At 34.1% G+C, this 24,935-nt stretch carries 21 protein-coding genes and 1 tRNA gene; 15 read left to right on the forward strand and 7 right to left on the reverse strand.

Annotated features, from left to right (window positions below):
- The first annotated feature begins 306 nt into the window (after positions 1–306).
- The 15 genes from mraZ to C4F50_RS11965 all read left to right on the forward strand — a co-directional run bounded on the left by mraZ (position 307) and on the right by C4F50_RS11965 (position 17,194).
- Positions 307–780 (forward strand): division/cell wall cluster transcriptional repressor MraZ, encoded by a 474-nt coding sequence (gene mraZ, locus C4F50_RS11895; protein WP_194138874.1) that lies wholly within the window; start codon positions 307–309, stop codon positions 778–780.
- Complete coding sequence (gene rsmH, locus C4F50_RS11900) at positions 755–1,663, forward strand: 16S rRNA (cytosine(1402)-N(4))-methyltransferase RsmH (RefSeq protein WP_194138875.1); 909 nt, start codon at positions 755–757, stop codon at positions 1,661–1,663. Before mraZ ends, rsmH begins: the two co-directional genes overlap by 26 nt.
- 15 nt (positions 1,664–1,678) lie before the next feature.
- Positions 1,679–2,026 (forward strand): FtsL-like putative cell division protein, encoded by a 348-nt coding sequence (locus tag C4F50_RS11905; protein ID WP_194138876.1) that lies wholly within the window; start codon positions 1,679–1,681, stop codon positions 2,024–2,026.
- The gene (locus C4F50_RS11910; RefSeq protein ID WP_194138877.1) at positions 2,017–4,026 is read left to right on the forward strand and encodes a penicillin-binding protein; all 2,010 of its coding nucleotides are present in this window, start codon (positions 2,017–2,019) and stop codon (positions 4,024–4,026) included. Before C4F50_RS11905 ends, C4F50_RS11910 begins: the two co-directional genes overlap by 10 nt.
- Positions 4,023–5,486: a UDP-N-acetylmuramoyl-L-alanyl-D-glutamate--2,6-diaminopimelate ligase gene (locus C4F50_RS11915; RefSeq protein ID WP_194138878.1), complete on the forward strand. Its 1,464-nt coding sequence runs from the start codon at positions 4,023–4,025 to the stop codon at positions 5,484–5,486. Before C4F50_RS11910 ends, C4F50_RS11915 begins: the two co-directional genes overlap by 4 nt.
- A 79-nt stretch (positions 5,487–5,565) precedes the next feature.
- Complete coding sequence (gene mraY, locus C4F50_RS11920) at positions 5,566–6,798, forward strand: phospho-N-acetylmuramoyl-pentapeptide-transferase (protein ID WP_194138879.1); 1,233 nt, start codon at positions 5,566–5,568, stop codon at positions 6,796–6,798.
- The gene (gene murD / locus C4F50_RS11925) at positions 6,799–8,130 is read left to right on the forward strand and encodes a UDP-N-acetylmuramoyl-L-alanine--D-glutamate ligase (protein WP_194138880.1); all 1,332 of its coding nucleotides are present in this window, start codon (positions 6,799–6,801) and stop codon (positions 8,128–8,130) included.
- Positions 8,131–8,205: 75 nt separating this feature from the next.
- Positions 8,206–9,525, forward strand: coding sequence for an FtsW/RodA/SpoVE family cell cycle protein (locus C4F50_RS11930; protein ID WP_194138881.1), 1,320 nt, complete (start codon positions 8,206–8,208; stop codon positions 9,523–9,525).
- A gap of 28 nt (positions 9,526–9,553) precedes the next feature.
- Positions 9,554–10,639, forward strand: a complete 1,086-nt coding sequence (gene murG, locus C4F50_RS11935) for an undecaprenyldiphospho-muramoylpentapeptide beta-N-acetylglucosaminyltransferase (protein WP_194138882.1) — start codon at positions 9,554–9,556, stop codon at positions 10,637–10,639.
- A gap of 156 nt (positions 10,640–10,795) precedes the next feature.
- A complete protein-coding gene (murC, locus tag C4F50_RS11940; RefSeq protein ID WP_194138883.1) occupies positions 10,796–12,145 on the forward strand; it encodes a UDP-N-acetylmuramate--L-alanine ligase in 1,350 nt (449 codons plus the stop codon).
- Positions 12,132–12,854, forward strand: a complete 723-nt coding sequence (locus tag C4F50_RS11945; RefSeq protein WP_194138884.1) for a cell division protein FtsQ/DivIB — start codon at positions 12,132–12,134, stop codon at positions 12,852–12,854. The genes murC and C4F50_RS11945 overlap by 14 nt, the downstream gene beginning before the upstream one ends.
- A gap of 6 nt (positions 12,855–12,860) precedes the next feature.
- Positions 12,861–14,273, forward strand: a complete 1,413-nt coding sequence (gene ftsA / locus C4F50_RS11950) for a cell division protein FtsA (RefSeq protein WP_194138885.1) — start codon at positions 12,861–12,863, stop codon at positions 14,271–14,273.
- An 87-nt stretch (positions 14,274–14,360) separates the two neighbouring features.
- The gene (ftsZ, locus tag C4F50_RS11955) at positions 14,361–16,337 is read left to right on the forward strand and encodes a cell division protein FtsZ (RefSeq protein ID WP_194138886.1); all 1,977 of its coding nucleotides are present in this window, start codon (positions 14,361–14,363) and stop codon (positions 16,335–16,337) included.
- Between the two features lie 257 nt (positions 16,338–16,594).
- Complete coding sequence (locus C4F50_RS11960) at positions 16,595–17,044, forward strand: GatB/YqeY domain-containing protein (protein WP_194138887.1); 450 nt, start codon at positions 16,595–16,597, stop codon at positions 17,042–17,044.
- 76 nt (positions 17,045–17,120) lie between these two features.
- Positions 17,121–17,194 (forward strand) — tRNA-Arg (locus C4F50_RS11965).
- Positions 17,195–17,278: 84 nt separating this feature from the next.
- Here the strand turns inward: C4F50_RS11965 and C4F50_RS11970 are convergent.
- The 7 genes from C4F50_RS11970 to C4F50_RS12000 all read right to left on the reverse strand — a co-directional run bounded on the left by C4F50_RS11970 (position 17,279) and on the right by C4F50_RS12000 (position 24,926).
- The gene (locus C4F50_RS11970; RefSeq protein WP_194138888.1) at positions 17,279–18,298 is read right to left on the reverse strand and encodes a virulence RhuM family protein; all 1,020 of its coding nucleotides are present in this window, start codon (positions 18,296–18,298) and stop codon (positions 17,279–17,281) included.
- Between the two features lie 756 nt (positions 18,299–19,054).
- The gene (locus C4F50_RS11975; RefSeq protein WP_194138889.1) at positions 19,055–20,125 is read right to left on the reverse strand and encodes a hypothetical protein; all 1,071 of its coding nucleotides are present in this window, start codon (positions 20,123–20,125) and stop codon (positions 19,055–19,057) included.
- 74 nt (positions 20,126–20,199) lie between these two features.
- Positions 20,200–20,973 carry a hypothetical protein gene (locus C4F50_RS11980; protein ID WP_194138890.1) on the reverse strand — a complete coding sequence of 258 codons (774 nt, stop codon included), beginning with the start codon at positions 20,971–20,973 and terminating at the stop codon, positions 20,200–20,202.
- Positions 20,974–20,984: 11 nt separating this feature from the next.
- The gene (locus C4F50_RS11985) at positions 20,985–21,647 is read right to left on the reverse strand and encodes a hypothetical protein (RefSeq protein WP_194138891.1); all 663 of its coding nucleotides are present in this window, start codon (positions 21,645–21,647) and stop codon (positions 20,985–20,987) included.
- A gap of 3 nt (positions 21,648–21,650) precedes the next feature.
- Positions 21,651–22,136 carry a hypothetical protein gene (locus C4F50_RS11990; protein ID WP_194138892.1) on the reverse strand — a complete coding sequence of 162 codons (486 nt, stop codon included), beginning with the start codon at positions 22,134–22,136 and terminating at the stop codon, positions 21,651–21,653.
- 20 nt (positions 22,137–22,156) lie between these two features.
- Positions 22,157–24,418, reverse strand: coding sequence for an OmpA family protein (locus C4F50_RS11995; RefSeq protein ID WP_194138893.1), 2,262 nt, complete (start codon positions 24,416–24,418; stop codon positions 22,157–22,159).
- A 10-nt stretch (positions 24,419–24,428) separates the two neighbouring features.
- On the reverse strand, positions 24,429–24,926 hold the full coding sequence (locus tag C4F50_RS12000) for a DUF4280 domain-containing protein (RefSeq protein ID WP_194138894.1): 498 nt from the start codon (positions 24,924–24,926) through the stop codon (positions 24,429–24,431).
- Positions 24,927–24,935 lie beyond the last annotated feature (9 nt).

Consider the following 24,935-nt stretch of genomic DNA (forward strand, 5'->3'; position numbering starts at 1 on the left):
TTTAACTAGATAATTTGAGTAGAATTTATAAGTATTTAAAAATCAGAGTTTAAAACTGATTTTGGTATATTTCTAAATTGTTAAATCTATTACGTTATAGTTAGTTTTTTAAGAGAATTAGTATGCAATTTTTATAATTGTTAAAAGAATTTATTTCAACGCTGATTAATGTGTAAAGTATTGATTGATTACGAATTAGTGTATGTGGGGGTAAAGTGGTTAAACTTATTAACAAAGTGGTATAAAGTGGTAAAATGTGGTAATATTTTTTATATTTTTGCTGTATAACATGTTAACTAGTTTTTTTTGAACACAATCGTTGGAACATATGAGTGTAAAGTCGATGCTAAAGGCAGGCTGATGATGCCTGCGCCTTTAAAAAAGCAATTGACTGCTTCTCTTCAAAGCGGATTCGTTTTGAAGCGTTCTGTTTTTCAACCGTGTTTAGAGTTGTATCCTATGGAAGAATGGGATTTAATGATGAAAAAAATCAACAAGCTTAATCGCTTTGTAAAAAAGAACAACGATTTCATTAGAAGATTTACTGCTGGTGTTAAAGTGGTTGAGGTTGATGCATTAGGAAGATTATTGGTACCAAAAGACTTAGTGACTTTTGCAAGTATTTCTAAAGATGTCGTTTTTTCATCGGCGGTTAATATTGTAGAGATTTGGGATAAGGATTTATACGAAAAATCAATAAGCGGCGAAGATATGGATTTTGCAGATTTAGCCGAAGAAGTAATGGGAAATATTAATGACGACGACAATGGAATATCATAATCCGGTTTTGCTTCATCCAACAGTTGATGGTTTAGATATTAAACCAGACGGAGTGTATGTAGATGTTACGTTTGGAGGCGGTGGTCATTCAAAAGAGATTTTAAAAAGATTAGGACCAAACGGAAAGCTGTTTGCATTTGATCAGGACGAAGATGCCCTTGCTAATGCACTGCCAGACGAAAGGTTTACTTTAATAAATGAAAACTTTAGATTCATAAAAAGATTTCTGCGCTTTCATGGAGTAAAAGAGGTCGACGGAATTTTAGCAGATCTAGGAGTTTCCTCTCATCAGTTTGACGTTCCAGAGAGAGGTTTTTCTACCCGATTTGATGCCGAACTCGATATGCGGATGAGTCAAAAAAATGATTTAAATGCTTACCGTGTGGTTAACGAATATGAAGAACAGGATTTACGTCGTGTTTTTTTTGATTATGGGGAGTTGAAGAATGCACCGGTTTTGGCACGAACGATAGTGGAAGCGAGAAAAGAGTTTCCGATCAAAACAACAGACGAATTAAAAGAAGTGCTTAAAAAATATCTGCCGGAGAAAGTTCGAAACAAAATTCTGGCTCAGATTTATCAGGCAATCAGAATTGAGGTAAATCAGGAAATGGATGTTTTAAAAGAATTTATTGAGCAGTCTTTAGAAATTTTAAAACCGGGGGGGAGATTTTCAGTAATCTCATACCATTCTTTAGAAGACAGGCTGGTAAAGAGATTTATTAAAAACGGAATGTTTGAGGGAGAACCGGAACGCGATTTTTACGGAAATTTTTCAGTTCCATTTAAAACCATCGGAAAACTGATTGTTCCGGATAACGAAGAAATTAAAATCAACAACAGAGCCAGAAGTGCGAAGTTAAGAATTGCAGAAAAGATATAATATATATAGGTAGAAATGAAAGGCGGCGTATTCAGCATATTAAAAGCAAGATTTCTGATTCATGAAGATGCAGTAAAAAACTGGCGCTTCATTGTTTTTATAATTCTGCTGGCCATTTTGATGATTGCAAATACACAGCGATACGAACAAAAGGTTTTTGAAATTGCAAAATTAAACAATGATGTAAAAGAGCTGCGATCTGAATTTGTAGACCGACGTTCTGAATTGATGAAGCTAAAAATGGAATCGACAATCTCGGATAAAATGTTAGAAAAACAAATTTTTCCGTCAACGGTTCCTCCAATAAAAATAGAAGTTAAAAAAGCAGAAGAAAAAAGTTTCTTTAAAAGAATATGGCAGTAGAAGATAAACATATATCCTACAGAATTTACCTCGTAGCAGTTTTCATCTTTGTGATGGCAATTGCTATTGTTGTTAAATTAACCAATATTCAATGGGTGCAGGGAGATTATTACAGAAAACTAGCAAAACAGCGTACCGTTAGAAACTTTGTAATTCCTGCAAACAAAGGAAATATTTATTCTGCTGACGGAAGTTTGCTGGCTACATCAATCCCGAATTATGAGATTCGATTTGATGCCAAAGCTCCAAAATTGGAGACATTCGAGAAATATGTAAAACAATTATCAGATTCTCTAGAAACTGTTTTAGACAGACCTTCTGGGTATTATGAAAAAGAATTAAGAAAAGCGAGAGCCAATAAAAATCGTTATTATTTGATTGCTCGTAATCTGAGTTATACTGAATATGTAAAGATTAAAGGCTTTCCGTTATTCAAATTAGGCGCTTTTAAAGGCGGTATTATTGTAGAACAGGAAACCGTTAGAAAACACCCGATCGGGAAAATTGCGGAAAGAACCATTGGTTATGACCGTATTGATCCAGAAACTGGAGTAGAAGTAGGAAAAGGAATCGAATGGGCTTTTAAAAGCTATTTGAATGGAAAAGATGGTAAAATTCTAAAACAAAAAATTGCAAAAGGACAGTGGAAACCTATTCGTGATGTAAACGAAGTAGATCCTATTGATGGCTTTGATGTGATTTCGACTATAGATGTATTTATTCAGGATATTGCACATCACGCTTTGTTAAAGCAACTGCAGGATTACGAAGCAGACCACGGTTGTGTAGTGGTAATGGAAACAGAAACGGGTTACGTAAAAGCAATTTCTAATTTAGGAAGAGCAGAAGACGGATCGTATTACGAAACAACAAATTACGCTATTGCTGAATCTCACGAGCCAGGTTCGACTTTTAAATTGGTTGATTTAATGGCAATTCTGGAAGATAAAGTAGCAGATACCAGTACGGTTTACGACAGTCACGGCGGAGTGGTAAAATATTACGGACGCAGCGTTAGGGACTCGCACAATGGAGGTTACGGAAAAGTGTCTTTGGCACGCGGATTCGAACTTTCGTCAAACACCGTAATGGTTCAGGCAGTTTATGATAATTACAAGAGCAACCCGTCAAAATTTGTAAATCATATCAAAAGTTGGGGATTAGATAAAACATTAGGATTGCATTTTAAAGGAGAAGGAAGACCTTATATCCCAAAACCTGGAGACAAACACTGGTCGGGAACGACACTGCCTTGGATGGCTTTTGGTTACAATGTTTCGCTTACACCAATGCAGACTTTGGCTTTTTACAATTCAGTTGCCAATAATGGTGTGATGGTAAAGCCGCAATTTGTATCGGAAATTAAAGAATGGAATAAAACGATTAAAAAGTTTGATACCGAGGTAATCAATCCGAAGGTTTGTTCGCCTGAAACGCTAAAAAAAATAAGAGCTGTTTTATTAAATGTGGTTAAAAAAGGAACAGGTTCTAAGTTGTATTCAAAAGATTTTTCGATGGCAGGAAAAACAGGAACTGCTCAAATGAATTATGGAGGAGTAAAAGGAAAATCAGATTTGTATTATGCGTCTTCTTTCGTAGGGTATTTTCCAGCAGAACATCCTAAATATTCCTGTATAGTAGTGGTGCATAAGCCTAATACCTCTAAGAATAACTATTACGGAGCAGACGTTGCCGGGCCGGTTTTTAAAAGAATCGCACAAAAGATTTTTACCGATGCGCCTTCAACCAATAAAATTAAAAAATTAGATGCTGTAATTCCAAAACAGGATTACAGTTATAACAAATATACTGCTGAGGCAAATAGAAAAACAAATCAGATTCCGAATTTGAAAGGAATGCCGGGAATGGACGCGATTGCTTTACTGGAAAATTTAGGTTTGAAAGTAAGAGTAAATGGAATGGGGAAAGTGAAAAATCAATCGATTCAAGCGGGAACCAGTATTAGCAAAAACACAACAATTGTATTAGAATTATCGTGAAAGTATTAAAAGACATATTATATAAAGCATCAATTGAATCTGTAAAAGGTTCGACAGATATCGCTATTCATAAAATTGATTTTGATTCAAGAAAAATTGAACAGAATGATGTTTTTGTAGCTATTCGAGGAACGCTTTCAGATGGTCACGATTATATCGAGAAAGCAATAGAATTGGGTGCTTCTGCAATTATATGCGATACGCTTCCTCAAGATTTAAAGGAAAACATTACGTATGTAAAAGTACAAGATACCAATAAAGCATTGGCTTTTATGGCAGCTAATTATTTCGGAAATCCTTCTGAAAAATTAAAATTAGTTGGTGTCACAGGTACAAACGGAAAAACAACAATTGCATCTTTATTGTTTCAGATGTTTCAAAAAGCAGGTTTTGAAGTTGGTTTGCTGTCAACGGTAAAAATCATGGTTAATGATACAGAATATCCTGCAACGCATACAACACCAGATTCTCTTACCATCAATTATTATTTAAATGAAATGATTGAGTCTGGAGTTACACATTGTTTTATGGAAGTAAGCTCGCACGGAATTCATCAAAAACGTACCGAAGCATTGCACTTTGTTGGCGGAATTTTTACAAATCTTTCGCACGATCATTTAGATTATCATCCAACTTTTGCGGAATACAGAGACGTTAAAAAATCATTTTTTGATTCACTGCCAAAAACCGCTTTTGTTTTAACCAATATAGACGATAAAAATGGACCAGTTATGCTGCAGAATACAGCAGCTAAAAAACTGACTTATGCTTTAAAATCTTATGCAGATTACAGAGCACAGATTTTAGAAAGCCAATTGTCTGGATTATTGTTAAAAATTAATGACAATGAAGTTTGGGTAAAACTAATCGGAACTTTTAATGCTTACAATGTTTTAGCAATCTATGGTACGGCTGTAGAGCTTGGAATTGACAGTCTTGAAGCGTTGCGCTTACTGTCTGATTTAGAAAGTGTTTCGGGTCGTTTTCAATATATTGTTTCTGATGCAAACATTACGGCGATTGTGGATTATGCACACACACCAGATGCTTTAGAAAATGTTTTGAAAACCATAAACGACATTCGCACCAAAAACGAACAATTGATTACAGTTGTCGGCTGCGGTGGTAATCGCGATAAAACAAAACGTCCGATAATGGCCAAGATTGCTTCGGACCTGAGTACGAAAGCAATTTTAACATCTGATAATCCTAGAAACGAAGACCCAGAAGTGATTTTGGATGAAATGGAGCAGGGAGTGGAACCTCAGAATTATAAAAAAATGCTTCGAATTACCGATAGGAAGCAAGCGATTAAAACTGCTTGTCAGTTAGCAGAAGCTAAAGATATTATCCTGATTGCAGGAAAAGGACACGAAACCTATCAGGAAATAAAAGGAGTTCGTCATCATTTTGATGATATGGAAACGGTAAAAGAAATTTTAGAGCAACTAAACAAGTAACAAAAAATTTTTAAGTTCAAATACCACAAGAAAAATTGGAATTTGGAATTTCAAATTAGAATTTAAAAAATAAAAATATATGCTGTACTATTTATTTGAATATTTTGACAAGACATTAGATCTTCCGGGGACAGGAGTTTTCCAGTACATCACATTTAGATCGGCTTTGGCATTTATGCTTTCGCTGCTTTTGTCAACAATTTACGGTAAAAGAGTAATCAACTTTCTGCGTCGTCAGCAAGTAGGTGAAACAGTACGTGAGCTTGGTCTTGCAGGTCAAAATGAAAAAGCGGGTACACCAACAATGGGTGGTTTAATCATCATCTTCGCAACATTACTGCCTGTGCTGCTTTTTGCTCGTCTGCATAATATTTATATCGTTTTGCTTATTGTTACCACTTTGTGGATGGGAACAATTGGTTTTGTTGACGATTACATCAAAATATTCAAAAAAGACAAACAAGGTCTAAAAGGTATTTTTAAAGTTTTTGGACAAGTTGGTTTAGGTATTGTGGTGGGTGCAGTTCTTTATTTTAATCCTGCGGTTACAGTAAGAACAGATACAGGTCGTACAGATGTTTTTAAAGCCGCTGCCAATACAACAGTAATTTTACCTGCTCCGATTGAGGAAAAGTCAACAGCAACTACAATTCCGTTTGTAAAAAACAACGAGTTTGATTATGCAGAAATATTGTCTTTTATGGGAGACGGATATGAAAAATGGGCTTGGCTGATTTTTATTCCGGTTGTAATTTTTATCATCACAGCAGTTTCAAATGGAGCCAATCTAACCGATGGAATTGATGGTCTTGCAGCAGGAACCTCTGCAATATCTGTCCTCGCGCTCGGGATATTTACGTTTGTTTCAGGGAATATTATATTTTCAAATTATCTCAATATAATGTACATCCCAAATTCGGGAGAAATGACGGTTTTTATCTCTGCTTTCGTGGGTGCTTTGATTGGGTTTTTATGGTACAATTCTTATCCGGCGTCTGTATTTATGGGAGACACGGGAAGTTTGACCATTGGCGGAATCATTGCAGTTTTAGCAATTGCAGTTCGAAAAGAAATATTAATTGTATTGTTCTGTGGAATTTTCTTAGCCGAAAGTGCTTCGGTAATTATACAGGTAAGTTATTTTAAATATACCAAGAAACGTTTTGGAGAAGGACGAAGAATTTTTCTAATGTCACCCTTGCATCATCATTATCAGAAAAAAGGGTATCACGAAAGTAAAATCGTAACCCGTTTCTGGATTGTTGCTGTAATGCTGGCCATTTTGTCAATTATTACTTTAAAATTAAGATAGATGAGGCTTGTAGTACTTGGTGGAGGAGAAAGCGGTGTTGGAACTGCGATCCTCGGAAAGAAGAAAGGATTTGATGTTTTTGTTTCTGATTTCGGAAAGATAAAAGAGAGTTATAAAGAAGTTCTTATCATTAATAAAATTGCTTGGGAAGAAGAGCAGCACACAGAAGATTTAATATTGAATGCTGATGTTGTAATGAAAAGCCCGGGAATTCCAGAAAAGTCGCCGATAGTAAAAAAACTTTTGGCAAAAGGAATAAAAATAATTTCTGAAATTGAATTTGCAAAACCTTATACAGAGGCATTAACAATTGGAATTACCGGGAGCAATGGTAAGACAACGACAACAATGCTGACCCATCACCTGCTAAAATCGGCAGGATTAAATGTTGGTTTGGGAGGCAACATCGGAAAGAGTTTTGCCTGGCAGGTGGCCGAAAACAAATACGATGCCTACGTTCTTGAATTAAGCAGTTTTCAGCTCGATGGAATAATAGAATACCGGCCGGATATTGCGATAATAACCAATATAAGTCCAGATCATTTAGATCGATATGAATATAAGTATGAAAATTATATTGATTCGAAATTTAGGATCACAATGAACCAGACCGAAAGCGATTATCTGATTTATGATGCAGACGATGAAGCGAGTGTAGAATGGTTAAAAAACAACACAACAAAAGCAAAATTAATTCCTTTTTCATTAACGAAAAGATTTGACGAAGGAGCTTCTATAAATAACAACAAAATGGAAATAAAGATCAACCAAGAAGAGTTTACAATGGATACAGAACACATTGCGTTAGAAGGAAAACATAATATGAAGAACGCAATGGCAGCAAGCTCGGTAGCAAAATTGATGCAGATTAGAAATGCAACAATCCGCGAAAGTTTATCTAATTTCCAAGGTGTTGAACACCGTTTAGAAAAAGTATTAAAAATACAAAATGTACAATACATCAACGATTCAAAAGCGACAAATGTAAACGCAACTTTCTTCGCTTTAGACAGTATGAATGCTCCAACTGTCTGGATCGTAGGAGGTGTTGATAAAGGAAATGATTACAACGAATTAATGTCTTTAGTGCGCGAAAAAGTAAAAGCAATTATCTGTCTGGGCGTTGATAACAGAAAAATAATTGATGCTTTCGGAAACGTTGTGGACATTATGGTTGAAGTAAACAATATGAACGATGCTGTAAAAACAGCTCAAAGATTAACAGAAAAAGGCGATACTGTTTTGTTGTCTCCGGCTTGCGCAAGTTTCGATTTATTCGAAAGCTACGAAGACAGAGGAAAGCAATTTAAGCAAGCGGTACATAACTTGTAAAAATAGTTTCAAGTTTCAAGTTTCACGTTATGTGGGAACCTGAAACCTGAAACAAAGAAACCTGAAACTAAAAACATGAAGGAATTAGTAAACAAATTAAAAGGAGATAGAGTAATATGGTCATTCGTGGCTTTATTAGCGCTGTTTTCGTTTATGCCTGTTTTTAGTGCGAGTAGTAATTTGGCTTATATCGGGCATGGAACGGGAAATACACTGGGATATTTGGTCAAACATTTGGCGCACATCTGTATCGGATTTTTGATTATTTACTGGGTTCACAAAGTACCGTATCATTATTTTAGAGCGATTTCGAAGATTGCGCTTCCAATAGTCTGGCTTTTGTTGTTGTACACACTATTGAAAGGTACAGTGATTGCTGGTGCAAACGCAAGTCGTTGGATTCAGGTTCCGTTTATCGGGATCACGTTTCAGACTTCAACTTTAGCGGCAAGCGTTTTGTTTATTTATGTAGCAAGATATTTGTCTAAAAAGAAAGAAGAAAACGAACCGTTTCAAACCTCATTTATACAGCTTTGGATTCCGGTTTTTATCACATTGATTTTGATTTTGCCAGCCAACTTTTCGACCACGGCATTGATTTTTGCAATGGTTATGATGCTGACATTTATTGGTAAATATCCATTAAAATATATTGGGTTCATTATAGGTTCTGGAATTGCGATGTTAGCGTTTTTCCTTTTAGTGGCCAAAGCATTTCCAGATTCCAGATTCTTCAGCAGGGTGTCAACATGGGAAAGTCGTATTGCAAACTTTACCACAGACAAACCAGATGAAGACGATTATCAGATTGAAAAAGCAAAAATTGCGATTGCATCTGGACAATTTGGAGGATTAGGACCAGGAAAAAGCGTTCAAAAGAACTTTTTGCCACAATCATCTTCCGATTTTATTTACGCCATCATTGTAGAAGAATATGGTTTATTAGGAGGAGTATCGATCGTGATTTTGTATTTACTGCTTCTATTTCGATTTGTGATTGCGTCACATAAAGCCAATACCCTTTTTGGGAAATTAGTGGTAGTAGCGCTGGGGTTTCCAATGATATTTCAGGCCATGATTAATATGGCAGTTGCAGTAGAATTATTGCCGGTAACAGGGCAGACGCTTCCGCTGATAAGTTCTGGAGGTAGTTCGATCTGGATGACTTGTTTTTCGCTGGGAATCATTATTAGTGTAACGAGAAAAGAAGAAGAAATCGCAGAAGAGAAACAAGAGAAAGAAAAACGCAAAGAAGCATTGCAGCGATTAATTGATAAAGAACTGGCAGAAGAAGATTTACCTGCTGATGAAAGAGAGGAAATCTACGAAGGGGAAGCAATGTATTCTATCGAAGACAATTCAAAAAATCCGATGCATGCGGTTTTAAATAAATAAAAAATTAAACATTGTAATTTTTAGAAAAATGAAAAATTATAAATTCATACTTAGCGGCGGCGGAACAGGAGGACATATCTATCCTGCAATTGCGATTGCTAACGAATTAAAATTACAATTTCCTGATGCAGAATTTCTTTTTGTAGGTGCCAAAGATAAAATGGAAATGCAAAAAGTGCCTCAGGCAGGTTATGAAATTAAAGGTCTTTGGATTGCAGGTCTGCAAAGAAAGATAACGTTAGATAATATGATGCTTCCTTTGAAATACTTAAACAGTTTAAGTAAATCACGCAGCATTGTGAAGCAATTTAAACCCAATGTGGTTATTGGGACAGGAGGATTTGCCAGCGGCCCTTTGTTACAGGCGGCAGGTCTGGCTGGAATTCCGACCGTGGTTCAGGAACAAAATTCTTTTCCGGGAATTACCAACAAATTGTTGAGTAAAAAAGCCAATGCGATTTGTGTGGCTTATGAGAATTTGGAACGGTTTTTTCCAAAAGAAAAAATTGTTTTAACAGGAAATCCGGTTCGTCAGGATTTAATTGATATTGAAAGCAAACGTGATGAAGCAGTCGCTTTTTACGATTTAGACCCTAACAAAAAAACATTGTTGGTTTTAGGCGGGAGTTTAGGAGCAAGAAGAATCAATCAGTTAATTGAAAAAGAATTGCAAAATTTTCTTTCGCAGGATGTTCAAATTATCTGGCAGTGCGGAAAACTATATTTTGAAGATTATAAAAAATACAATCAGCCCAATGTAAAAGTGGTTGATTTTATTGAAAGAATGGATTTTGTGTATGCAGCGTCGGATTTAATTATTTCACGTGCAGGAGCTTCATCGGTTTCAGAATTATGTATTGTGGGTAAACCAGTAATATTTATTCCGTCTCCGAATGTTGCTGAAGATCATCAGACCAAAAACGCTCAGGCCATTGTAGAGGCTAAAGGTGCGGTTTTGTTGAAAGAATCTGAATTAGACAGTCAGTTTAGCATTGTTTTTGAAGCGTTGCTGAAAGATCAGGGAAAGCAAAAACAATTGAGTGAAAATATCAAAAAACTGGCTCGCCCAGATGCAACAAAGCAGATTGTAGCAGAAATTAAAAAGTTGTTATAATGTAACTTTTAAAGAAAATTATACAACACGAAAAATAAAGCAGAAACTTATTTTAGGCAATTTAGACTGAAAAACGGCTTTGAGTTCTAAGAGTTTAGTAATTAGTTTCTTATGAAAATTGAAAGAGTAGAAAGTCTGAAAAAACAGCATTAAAAAATGAATTTAAATCAAATACAGAACGTTTATTTTATTGGTATTGGAGGCATTGGAATGAGTGCTCTGGCACGTTATTTCAAATTTATCGGGAAACAGGTTTCTGGTTACGATAAAACGCCGTCTATGCTGACCAATGAATTGATTGAAAGCGGTATTGATATTCATTTTGAAGACGATATCAATTTAATTCCAAAAGAGTACTACGTAGAAAATACATTAGTGATTTTTACTCCTGCTGTTCCAAAAACACATTCAGAATGGAATTACTTTATTGAAAGACATTACGAAGTTAAAAAGCGTGCGGAAGTATTGGGAATTATAAGTAAAGATACTTTTTGTTTTGCAGTAGCGGGAACGCATGGAAAAACCACAACGTCAAGTATTTTGGGGCATATTTTGTTTCAAAGCGGGGCAGACGTAACAGCTTTTATTGGGGGCATTGTCGAAAATTATAATTCTAATTTAATTGGAAGCGGAAAAACGGTAACCGTTGTAGAAGCAGATGAATTTGACAGATCGTTCTTGCATTTACGTCCAGATATTGCTTGTGTGACTTCTATGGATGCAGATCATTTGGATATTTACGGAACAAGCGACGCAATTGAAGAATCTTTTAGAGAATTTGCTTCGAAAGTAGAAGATAGAAATAAACTCTTCATTGCAAATGAACTGCCGTTAGACGGAATAAAATGTGCTGTAAATGAAGATGCAGCTTATAAAGCATTTAATGTTAGAATAGAAGACAGCAGTTATGTTTTTGATGTACAGACGCCGTCAGAAATTATAAAAGACCTGCGTTTTGGACTGCCTGGCAGACACAATTTAATGAATGCGTTAATGGCTATTGGTATGGCGAAAACGTATGGCACTCCGACCGATGCTATTGCAAAAGCTCTTGCTTCGTTCAACGGAATCAGAAGACGTTTTTCATATCAAATTAAAACTGAAAATTTAGTTTATATTGACGATTATGCGCATCATCCGACAGAAATAAATGCTGTTCATCAGGCGGTTAGAGAGCTTTATCCAGGCAGAAAAGTATTAGCAGTTTTTCAGCCGCATTTATTCAGCAGAACTAGAGATTTTGCAGACGGATTCGCTGCGAGTTTGTCTCAGTTTGACGAAGTTTTTCTAATGGATATTTATCCTGCAAGAGAACTTCCGATGGAAGGAATAACTTCAGAATGGCTGTTAGGTAAAATGACAAATTCGAATAAAAAAATTGTTGCAAAAAGTGATTTATTGGGGCAGATTAAAGCCAGTGATGCGCCAATAATTGTGACAATAGGAGCTGGTGATTTAGGAGAAATGGTTCCGTCAATTAAAAAGATTTTAAATGAAAATATTTAATTGGGCAAATATACGTTTGGTACTCATTTTGGGAGCAGCGCTTTTTTTATATTCATTCGCACAACACCGAAACGGCGATCGAAAATTAAAGAAATCGATGGTGGTTTTTGTAGGAGAAAATTCTCTTTTTGTAAAGCCTGAGTCGGTTAATAAATTGTTAATAGAAAATAAACGCGACGCTTCCAGTATTAGAAAAGATGAAGTAGATTTGAATAAGATAGAGAAAACCCTCGATTCGCAAGACATGATTGAGAAGTCGGATGTTTTTGTAAGTATCGACGGAGTTCTAAAAGCAGTAGTAAAACAGAAAACGCCCATAGCAAGAGTTTATGATGGCGCCGCTTCTTTTTATATTGACTACGAGGGAAATAAAATGCCTTTGTCAGACAATTTCACTGCGCGAGTTCCTCTTGTTTCAGGGGCAATTAATGAAAAAAATAACGAAGATTTAGCTGCTTTATTTCGCACAATTTATGACGATGCGTTTTTGAAAAAAAACATCATTGCTATACAAATTATGCCCAATGGCAGCCTAAAAATGTTTAACCGAAACTTTGATTACTTCATAGATTTTGGCAGAACCATGAATGTTGACAAGAAATTTAGAAACTATAAAGCGTTTTTTCAAAAAGCAGTTTTAGACAGTTCGTTATACAAATACAAAAAAATTGACCTTAGGTTTACGGAACAAGTAGTTTGCACTAAATAATAGAAAATGGAAAAAGATAATATTGCAGTAGGTCTAGATATTGGAACAACCAAAATCGTTGCCATGATTGGCAAGAAAAATGAATATGGTAAGTTAGAGATTTTGGGCATTGGTAAATCCAAAAGTTTGGGTGTTGCCAGAGGAGTTGTAAACAACATTACGCAGACGATTCAATCGATTCAGCAGGCGATAATCGAAGCAGAAAATAATTCAGGATACAAAATCAAGGATGTGGTTGTGGGTATTGCCGGACAGCACATCAGAAGTATTCAGCATACAGATTACATCAGCAGAAATAATCCTGAAGAGGTAATCGGTGAAAATGATATTCAACAATTAATTGATCAGGTCAATAAACTGGCAATGCTTCCTGGTGAAGAAATTATTCACGTGCTGCCGCAAGAATTTAAAATCGACGGGCAGTCTGAAATAAAAGAACCAATCGGAATGTACGGCGGAAGATTAGAATCTAGTTTTCACGTTGTCGTTGGTCAGGCTTCTTCTATTAGAAACGTGGGCAGATGTATTCAGAGTTCAGGAATTGAATTGTCTGGACTAACATTAGAACCATTGGCTTCGGCAGATGCTGTTCTTAGCCAAGAAGAAAAAGAAGCTGGTGTTGCGCTTATCGATATAGGTGGCGGTACAACAGATTTGGCGATTTTTAAAGATGGCATTATCCGTCACACAGCGGTAATTCCGTTTGGCGGTAATGTGATTACAGACGATATTAAAGAAGGCTGTTCGATTATCGAAAAACAAGCTGAGCTTTTAAAAGTAAAATTTGGATCTGCTTGGCCGGGAGAAAATAAAGACAACGAGATTGTTTCTATTCCTGGATTAAGAGGAAGAGAACCAAAAGAGATTTCATTAAAAAACTTATCAAAAATTATCCATGCAAGAGTAGTGGAAATTGTAGAGCAGGTTTTTGCTGAGATTAAAGCTTACGGACATGAAGATCCTCGTAAAAAACTAATTGCAGGAATTGTTTTAACAGGCGGAGGCGCGCAATTGCAGCATATTAAACAATTGGTAGAATACATTACAGGAATGGATACCAGAATAGGGTACCCGAACGAACATTTGGCTGGAAATTCTAGTGAAGAAATTTCAAGTCCTTTGTTCGCAACAGCCGTTGGTTTGGTAATGAACAGTATCGAAAACAACTCGCAGAGTGCTGTGAGAATGGAATTGGTGAACGAACAGCCAAAAGTGGTTTATAGAACAGTACCAACTCCGCAAGTGCAGCGATACGAAGTAGAAGAAAATTACGTTGAGAAAGTAGAAGCTTTTGAAGAAGAGCCTAGAGAAGTTAGAACCAAAAAGGCGGCATCAGAATCTACTGAAACCAAAATAAGAAGATCATTTTTTGATCGATACGTTGATAAAATCAAAGAATTTTTAGACAACGCAGAATAATTAGAATAACAAAGAGAAGGATTACTTACTTGCCCCAAGTCAAGAGGTAAAAAATGTACTAAATAAGAATTTCAAAAAACCAAAAAGATGATGAGCAACTCAGAATTTGGAAGTATATCATTTGATTTACCAAAAAATCAATCAAATGTAATCAAAGTAATAGGTGTTGGAGGAGGCGGAAGTAACGCCATCAACCATATGTTTAAACAAGGTATTAAAGGCGTTGATTTTATCGTTTGTAATACCGATTCGCAAGCGCTTCAAAACAGTTCAGTTCCTAACAAAATTCAGTTAGGACTTAATTTAACTGAAGGATTAGGAGCAGGAGCAAATCCAGATGTTGGACAGCAGTCGGCTATTGAAAGTATTTCTGATATTGAAAAAATGTTGGATAAAAATACTAAAATGGTATTCATTACTGCAGGTATGGGTGGAGGAACAGGAACAGGTGCTGCTCCTGTAATCGCTCAATTAGCCAAAGAAAGAGAAATATTAACAGTTGGTATCGTGACAATTCCGTTTCAATTTGAAGGGAAAGTACGTCAGGAGCAGGCAATTATTGGAATCGAGAAACTGCGCAAGCAAGTCGATTCGTTAATTGTAATCAACAATAACAAATTAAGAGAAGTATACGGAAATCTTGGCTTTAAAGCAGGATTCTCAAAAGCGGATGAAGTTTTGGCAACAGCCTCTAGAGGTATTGCAGAAGTAATTACGCACCACTATACTCAAAATATCGATTTACGTGATGCAAGAACTGTTTTGGCAAACAGCGGTACTGCTATCATGGGATCTTCTGTAGCAACAGGCGAAAACAGAGCAAAAGACGCTATTGTTTCTGCTTTAGATTCTCCGTTGTTAAACGATAATAAAATTACAGGTGCCAAAAACGTATTGTTGCTTATCGTTTCTGGAACAAATGAGATTACTCTTGACGAAATCGGAGAAATCAATGATCACATTCAGGCTGAAGCAGGTTACAATGCTAATATCATCATGGGAGTTGGTGAAGACGAAACTCTTGGTGAAGCTATTGCAGTAACTATTATCGCTACAGGTTTTGATGTTGAACAACAAAACGAAATTGTAAATACAGAACCTAAAAAAATCATTCATACGTTAGAAGATGAGCAGAGAAGTGTTCATAATTTAACAAACAGACCTTTAACATCTTTTGACTTAACAACAGATACACCAACTGCAAAAGCCGAAGAAAAAGTTGTTTTTGAATTAGTGGATGATGATGAAACATTTGCTCCAACTTCAACTCCGATCAAAGCTGTTGCTCCAGCAATCAATCAGGATGAATTGGTAGTAATGTCTGAGTTTATTAAAAACCTAGATGTAACTTTTGAAATCGTTTCGCCAATAACAGATATCGATTTTACTATTTCTGCTCCAGAAGTGCCGGTACAGCAAGTACAGCCAGTGCAGCAGCAAAGAATTTTTGAAAAAGAAGAGCAGACTACTTTTTCTTTTGATCTTCCTTTGTTCAGACAAGAGCCTGTGAAAAAAGAACCGGTTATTGAAGACAACAGAGTTTTATTTGAATTGACAAACGAAACCCGTGAGATCAAAGTAAACGATCCTGTACAATTTGTACCCGTTACAGAGGTTGCAGACAACGGAATCATAAAATATTCTCTAGAAGAGTATATGGAGGTTGAGAATGATTTAATCGCTTCTAAACCAGTTGAAAAAGTAAAAGAAGAAACGATTCCAGCGGAATTAAACATTACTTTGAAACCAAGAGTTGATTTTACAAGTCAGCCGGATTTTTCAACTACTTCTGAGGTTTCTCCACTAGAATTAACTATTGAAGAGACATTAAGATTGAGAGCTGAAGAAAGAAGAAAGAAACTAAAAGAATTTAATTATAAATTCCATAACAACGTTTCGAGAATCGATGAGCTGGAAAAAGAGCCGGCTTACAAAAGATTAGGAATAGATTTGTCTAATTCACAATCAAACAATACAAATTCAAGAATTTCGGTTGGAACAGATAGTAACAACGATTTGCAATTGCGTTCAAACAATTCATTTTTGCACGACAACGTAGATTAATTTTTTACAATCTTAATTATAAGGATAACCCGAAAATTGGATTTAATTTTCGGGTTATTTTTTTTATCTTCGCACAGAATTTAAAAATTTGACTTTAAAAAGAGATATTTGAATTCAATATTGTCTTCTTGAGCAAAGTCGAAAGACTTTTCTATTAGAGTGGGTTTCTCCCGAAGTTTCTGGGACACTCAGCCTGACAAGTCTGAACAATCAAATAATTAATTTATAAGCATCGCTTATTTAAATAAAATATAAACATGAGTTTACAAACACAAATCATGGACGAAATTAAAACGGCCATGAAAGCAAAAGATACTGTAGCTTTAGAAGCTTTAAGAGCTATTAAATCGGAGTTACTATTAGCGTCAACTGCATCTGGATCAAAAGAAGATTTATCTGAAGATGATGAGATTAAATTGCTGCAAAGATTGGTAAAAACCCGTAAAGAAAGCGCAAGAATCTTTACAGAGCAAAACCGTCCCGATCTAGCAGAGCCAGAATTGGCACAAGTTGCAGTAATCGAGAAGTTTTTACCAGCGCAGTTAAGCGAAGAAGAAGTAGAAGCTGTAATCGCAAAAATCATTGCTGAAACAGGCGCTTCTGGAATTGCATCAATGGGAAAAGTTATGGGATTAGCATCTGCACAATTAGGCGGAACTGCTGAAGGAAAAACTATTTCTACAATTGTAAAAAAGTTACTTTCGTAAATAATAATTTTAGATTTTAGAGTGTAGATTTTTTAGATTTCAATCAGTATCTATAATCTAAAATGAGAAATAAACTGACCGCGTAGTTCAACTGGATAGAATATCAGATTTCGGCTCTGAGGGTTGGGGGTTCGAACCCCTCCGCGGTCACTAAAACACTTGTGTTTAAAGGGTTTTAAAAGGTTTTAGTCAACATTTAGTCAACAAGTTTGATTGATGGAGATTAGAACCTTTTTATTTTTTTAAATTTTTAATGTCAGCCTCAATTTCTTTTAAGCTTTGTTCAATTTCTATTTTTTTGTACTGTTCTTTAAATTTAGAATATTCTTGTATTGATTTATCAACTGCCATTTGGTGCGAAATCACTCCTGCATGAGTTAATAATTCCCTGCCGTTTAATTGTAAAATGCTGTCAAGCCTCGCAGCCCAATCTTTCATGTACATCGGCATTTGCTGTTGCGCCATAGTTTCTGCGAAAGCTAAATATTGCTCTACTAAGAGGCCTAATAATTTTATTTCATCTTCATTCAGATAATTTTTAGCAATACTTACTTCAGATTTGGAAATATTTTTTTGCTCTTTTTTATCATAGGATAACATTCCTAAAAGAGGTAAAGAGGCATCTACGCGTCTATAAACCAATTCAGCTGCAGTATTTTGAGAAATTGCCCAAAGTAATTTGTTTTGAACTACTTTGAAGAAAGAAGTTGTTTTTTCGTCTTTAGGATCGTAGTCAATACTTGTAGCATATATATCTTTGATTTTTTGATAAAAGAATTTTTCTGAAATTCGAATTTCACGAATGCGATTTTGCAATTCGTTAAAATAATTCATGGAATTACCAGATTTAAATCGATCGTCATTTAAAGCAAATCCTTTGATAATATATTCTTTCAAGCGTTGTGTTGCCCAAATACGAAACTGTGTTCCTTGATGAGATTTCACACGGTAGCCAACAGAAATTATAACATCAAGATTGTAAAGATTAATTGTAGATTCTTGTGTTTTATTTGGTATAGCGCCATGTGGAGTGGTAGTTCGGAATTTCCGAATTACCACTTCGTCATTTAATTCTCCTTCAAGGAAAATGTTTTTAATATGCTCACTTATTGTTGATTTTGCTTTCCCGAAAAGAGAAGCCATCTGATCTTGCGTAAGCCAAACTGTTTCTTCTTCAAGTCGAACATCGATTTTTATGTTTCCATCTTGGTTTTGATAGATAATTATTTCACTATTATTCGTAGTCTTTTCCATTCTCTATAATCTGAAAAATTGTTTGTAATTTCAAATGCTAAAGTATATAATTATTTAGCTTTGGAACTTTTTATTTTAACGAGATTAACGAAATATAGTTTAGATTTACTGATTTAGAAAACTGATTTGAAATCTAAAACTTAAATTGAGAAATCAAAAATCAGATTATTGAATTATTTAACTGGATAGAATATCAGATTTCGGCTCTGAGGGTTGGGGGTTTGAACCCCTCCGCGGTCACTATAAAATTTAAAAGCCTGAGAATTTATATTCTCAGGCTTTTTTTATGCTTCGAAAATTATTCTGAAAATTCTATTTTTTCGTAAAACCAGTGTTTATGGCAAATTTCGGTTCGAACTCCGTGAAGGATTTTTAAATTAATAATACCTTAAATATTCAGCTGTTTTTCATTTTACTTTGTTATTGATGAAATATTTGTACTAGTTTTTGAGAAATTTAGTATCGCAATTTTTTTATATTAGCCAGACAATTTAATTAAACTTAAATAATTAAGCGTATAAGAGATCGAAATTGAATTTTTTTCAGAGTTGGATGATAACAATCAAACTCCCGTAATTTTAAATGTTCTTGATATTAATGAAAGCTCTACAATTGGAGAACTCTTGTTGAAAATTCATGAAATCTGTTTTTCTGTGAAAGTGATTTTTGCTAAATCTTTTTTTGCGAATTACAGATTTGCAGTAAGATGTCGACAAGTATAAGTAAAAAGGAATTTTTCATTGATTAAATCTAATTTTAAATCACAGTTAATTTTCCTCCCTTTTCTTTTCGCTGGAAAAGAAAATCTAGATAAATATTTTCATCAGGATTTTTCTTGTTTCTTAGTCGAATTACTCCTTCACCATCAGCTTTGTGTAATAATGTGGCAAGTTTCCCATATCCTTGATATTCTAATTGAAATGTTTCTTCGAACAAAGGTTCTATTTCATAATCACCATCATTAAGCAACTCCTCCGCCATTTTTCTTTTTTCTTTGCGGTCTTTTTCAGTATAGTACATTGTTTTTTCCAGTAATTCTTCCCTTTCTTTGACCAATTTCAAATAGGCTTGTACGTCTCTGTTTTTTATAATTTCATGTACCTTTTTATATTCAGCAATTAGTTCTGCTTTAATATTTTTATTTTCGTCTTCTTGCTCTTTTTCGAGATTTACAGAATTATGCCAACCAACCAAATCATAAGGAACTTGGGCTTCAAAAGTACTTCTCCATTCATAAATGGGTAATCCTTTTAATGGAAGTGGTGTCTTTGGTTCGTAATGACCTTCTACCCAAGACGTAGTACCGTATTCACCTTTGTCGCCAACCCATTGTTTGTCGAAATGATCTAAAATGATTCCGTCTTTACCTCGCATTTTTTCATCATAAACAGTTGTTTTAAAATTACCATCTCTAAAATGTTGAAATACTAAACCAACTGCTGCTCCAATCTTAAAAACTTTGTCACCATAAGGCGGATACATTCTTACTTTTATTTCGTTAGTACCACTAGTTAATAATAAAAAGTTTGTAATATGACCTCCTGTAATGCCACCTTTTCGTGCCATTTCTCCTTTAAAGTTAGTTAACAACACATCATTTATATATACTTCAAACTGACAATCTGCACTGTGAATGTATATGTAGTTTGATCTTTTTTCATTACTAATTGAGGTATCTTTTTTTATAGGATATTCCATTGTACTTTTGTTCTTATCGATTGTTTGATTTCTTATTTTCCAAAAAGGTTCTTTTTTATTTATTTTTTCTTTTTTTTCTTGTGATAAGTTCGATTGACAAGAGAATAGAATAGACAAAAAAAATGTCATTATCAGTAGTTTAATTGATTGGATTTTAAAAGGTATCCTCATTTTTTTTTGCTAGGAGAATTGATAATTGTTTTCTAAAAAATTTCAAATTGATCTTTTCCTGGAAAACCACAAAAACGTATATCCAAAACAATTTCTTCATTTGTTCTTGAATTCTCTAGATACAAGGCAGGCATTCGATTTAATCTTTTTAATGTTGCTAATTTGTTATAAGCAGAGTATTCAATATATACCTCATTTTTAATAGGTACAGCTTTAAAACCTTCTTCAATTTCATCTGTTATTTGTGAAATTCTGCTTTTAGATTCTGATGCATTTAGATACATGGCAATTGCTACGTTTTTTTCTTTTTTTGATAGTTTATCAATAAAGAGTTTGTAGTCTTTATTGTTCAACATATCAACAAGCTTGTTGCCTTCTTTTATTAAAGCTTCTTTTAGATCAAAACTAACATCTTTTAAATTTACACCATTTTGCCATGCGTCTAGTTTATAAGATACATTTGCTATAAATACGCTTTTATGTATGAGAAAAGGAATGTTTTTTTGAACAGGAGATGTTTGAAAATTCTCAAATTGTCGCATAAATTTAAAATCTCCAGAACTTACATCATATTCTATAACTTTATATCTTACGTAAGCTTCTTTATGAAGTTCCTTACCTCCAGATAATGGTAAAACTCTGATTTCGATATCTTGCTCTCCTTTTTCTAATATCCCACTATTTATTGGGATATCCATTGAAGCTTGACCATCTACATTTAAGGAAAAAACAACAACATCATTAATTCTGATTTCAAAATAGCACATTAAAGCACTGCAATCTAATTCGTAATATATTTGATTCATGGTCTCTTGTTTTAATTTTGAAAACGATTTTTTAGAATTTCTAAAACATCAAACGCATTGGGATTTTCGTCTAATAAATTTTTTATCTTCTGAGAATCAGTTCCTTCATCAGGATTTAATTTCAAGCCTCTTTTGAAAACAGCTAGTTCTGTAGAAATGAATTTATTTTTTTCGTTACTAAAGTATTCAGTGTTTTGCTTAATATAAATTAATTGGTTTCTGGCTTTGTCATCCCATAAATAACTTGACTGGACATGATTGTCCTTATTATAAACATTTTGTTTGAGAGGTTTTCCTAACTTATTTTTAACATAATTGAATAAATCGTTTCCTTCGTCTTCTTTTTCAATTCTTATTGCAAAACCAAGTAACTTATTAGACTCATAATTATCCACAAAAAAGGAAATACGACTTTCGTAATTTATTAAACTATTTTTATCTGTATCTTCAATTCTGTAATTTGTAAAGCTGAGTTTTCCGAAAGAATAATTGTTTACTTTGTTTGTTTCATAAGATATAAAAGGGAAAATGACATCATTTTCTTTTTCAAATTTTGTAGAATCTTTTACTATTGATGAAACATTTGTGTCTAATTTTATTTTTTCTAAATCAGTTTGAGAGTTGCATGATGTGATCATTAAAGTAATTGTAAATAATAATATTAAGTTTTTCATTTTTTAATTTTTAATTATTGGTATATTGGCATCTATGTTAAATAATTCTTCTAATTCTTTTATAACATCAAAAGGAGGTATGACCTCTTTTATTTTACCCTCTGCGATTTTATAATCTCCTTCTCTATTTTCTTCAATAGATTTTTTGTCTTTTGCTATTTTCATTGCAAGACTTGCACTAATTTTAACGATATATTCAGCATCCATGCCGTCAAATCCTAATTTTGGCCTGTAGTATAGTCCTTTTTCATCATAGTTGATAGTATGGGCATACGTTACGGAAGCTTCTGCACTTGCTGATGCTTCAAAGTAAGCTTTAACTTTAATGATAACAATTGCGGCTTCACCTTTTATTTTTATACCTACTTTTAATTCTACTTTTAGTTTGGTTTCATTTTCTATTTTTACTTTTGCGTCTTTTGCTTTTCCTGCCGTGTTGAATGCTATATCTGTATTTATGGCTATGGTGCTTGTAATTATCAAATCCATATAGATGTCTATACTAGCGCTTACTCCATTTTTTTCATCCCCAATTTAGCACCTTTTTTTAGTTGTCCTTGTATTGCATTATACACGCTTGTAGCACCTGGTCCAGCTCCCACAATAGAGCCCCCAATAAAAACTGCTGCTCCTAATAAATCAATAGTGACCTCTAAACCTATAAGGGGCTTCGCGTGTAAACCTATTTTGACATCGGTACCAATTATAGATTTATTGTCTTTAGGATGATCTAAAAACCAGTCGCCAGTAAAAGATAAATTAGGAGGCTTTACAATAAAACTTGCAGGAATATTTTTCATGGACTTGGAACTTATCGTACCCTTTGTTTTGTTTGTAATACCATCTGCTAATGCACCAATCGAATTAAAAGCATCATAAAATTTTTTAAATTTTGTTTCGTACTTGGCGGTTAATTCTTGTTTTTGTTTATCATTATCCCATTTTGCTTTTAAACTAAAACCTATTGATGCATCTTTTTGTTTCCATCTTTTTTCAGCACCTATCTTACCAGATTTTTTTTGTAACTCTTTAACATTAAAGTCATTTTGATTCTGCCATTTAACACTTAAATCATTAGTAAGATTTAAGAAAAACTCAAATGCCCATTTTATGTCCGGGTAGGCTTTTATGTGAATAGTATGATTAGCATCATTGGAAAAATATCTACAAGAGTGAACATCAATAAAATAGCTGTTAGCTGAATCCATACTTTTTTCGGCATTTAAAACATGCGTTATATTATACCTTGGCCATATATATTGTAAAGGAGCAGGGTTCATCCATGACAAATCTGACTTGACAGCAAAATCTAATTTATCTGCAACCTGATCTATTGCTTTGCTATATTCGGGCGAGCTTATCTTGATGTTTTTTTTGTGTTTTCCTAGTTCTCTAAAACAGGCTTTGTTTTGGTATTCGGTAATGTCAATAGTAATATTGTGGCTATGGCTTGGTGCAATAGTTTCATATAATATAGTTTGAGCATCGTGACCAAGAGAATCAAACAAGATGTCGACACGGCGATTCTCAATATATTCTTTCTCATTTTTGTATTTTATATTATCTCTTCCTTTTTTTTCATCGGTTGGATTTACTTCGCCACGGCCTATAGAAATAATACGACGTGAATCCAGACCGCCATCAACAAAAAGTTTTTTTACGGCATCACTCCTCTGCTGAGATAGTTTTTGATTATATTGTTCCTTGCCAATGACACATGCATGACCATCAATTTTAATTGTTGAATAATGTGATTGTAGTAGATACTGTAAAACATTGTTTAGAATTGTTTTGGCTTCTGCAGTAATTTCATATTTTTCAAATTCGAATAAAATGGTTTTTGAAATTAGTGTTTTTGGGTTTGTTACTTTGCTTAAATTTTGACCGTTATTAAACAATTTTATAATAGCTTTTTTAGGCTCTGTTATAGAAATGGTTTCAAACTTGCAAAGTTCAAATCTAGCTTTATTTTTATTTGGTTCTCCAGTTTTTAATGGAGATAAATTTGTTGGAGGTTTTATTTCTTTAGAAACAATTTTTTTATTAATTCTTAAAAATGTAGCATGATCTGTTAAGCCTTTTTCGTCAGTAATATAAACCTTAGTAACAGGGTCATAAATTTTTATATAAAATTCTTCGGTTTGCTTTATGTCCTTAATTGCAGTATACCAATTAAAAGAGCTTGTTATTTCCAAATTTATTTCTCCATCAATTACCAGTATGTCTGTATACTTAAAAACCGCTGGATCTTTTTGAAAATTAAGATGTCTAAAAATTAAGATTTGCAAGTTTTGATGACCATTTAAACCTTCGGTTTTTAGATTTAAGTAAACTTTTTCGCCATAAGAAAAAAAATAAGTTTTACGAATGTCTTTTCCATCATAATCCTTTGACCATTTACTGCTGATTAATTTTGCAGGAGTATATCCACTTATATAAAGACCAGTTTCATTATGAAAATCTCTTTTGCCTCCCAGACTTGCTTCAAGATAATATTGAAAAGGGCCACATAATTCTTTAGGAATATTAATCTCTTTCGGAACGTTTGCAGATTGTACTTTTTGAATAATAATGGTTTGTTTTTTTCGATCCTGCAAGATCCAAGTTAGGTTCTTTTTCTTTTCTTCTTCAGTTGTTTGATTATACCAAGACTCTACTTCAAAAGAAACAATCTGATCTGCATCAATAGTCACTTTTTTATTTGGGATAGACTTACTGGCTATTACTTTGCCTTTTCCTGTCCATTTTATTTTTTTAACACCTTTTGCCATTTTACAATAATTAGTCAAATTTTATTCCTTCGTGCTTTGCTTCCTTTGTATACATATCTCTAACATCAACCATTGGGTTTATAAGATTATGCACCATAGGTTCCGTATTTTTAAAATTTTGTTCGCCAGGTTCTGCGGTTTGTCCGTGATCTGTAATTTCAATACAATCGGGCGCTCCCATTGGGCAGGTTGCTTTACTGTCTTCGAGTAATATTTTACCCTCATTGCTAAGAGTTACTTTTTCATAAAAACCACTCCACTTTGTAATTGTGGCCTGGCAAACCATAAAGCTGTTCCCTACAGGTTGTTTTTTGCATTTACCAAAGGTGTTTTTTTCTAAAGTCTGACCAATTTCTTTCGATGTGGCTATTAGTTTTTTCGAACCTTCTTTATCATTTCCAAAATGTTTACTTTGTGATTTGACTTTAATTTTATCAGTCTTAGAAGGGTCTTCGCTGAACTTGCATTTGCAAGTGGCGCCTTGTACTACAAAATGTTTTTCACTCATAATTGATTT

Source organism: Flavobacterium hungaricum (assembly GCF_015182285.1).
GTDB classification, from domain to species: Bacteria; Bacteroidota; Bacteroidia; order Flavobacteriales; family Flavobacteriaceae; genus Flavobacterium; species Flavobacterium hungaricum.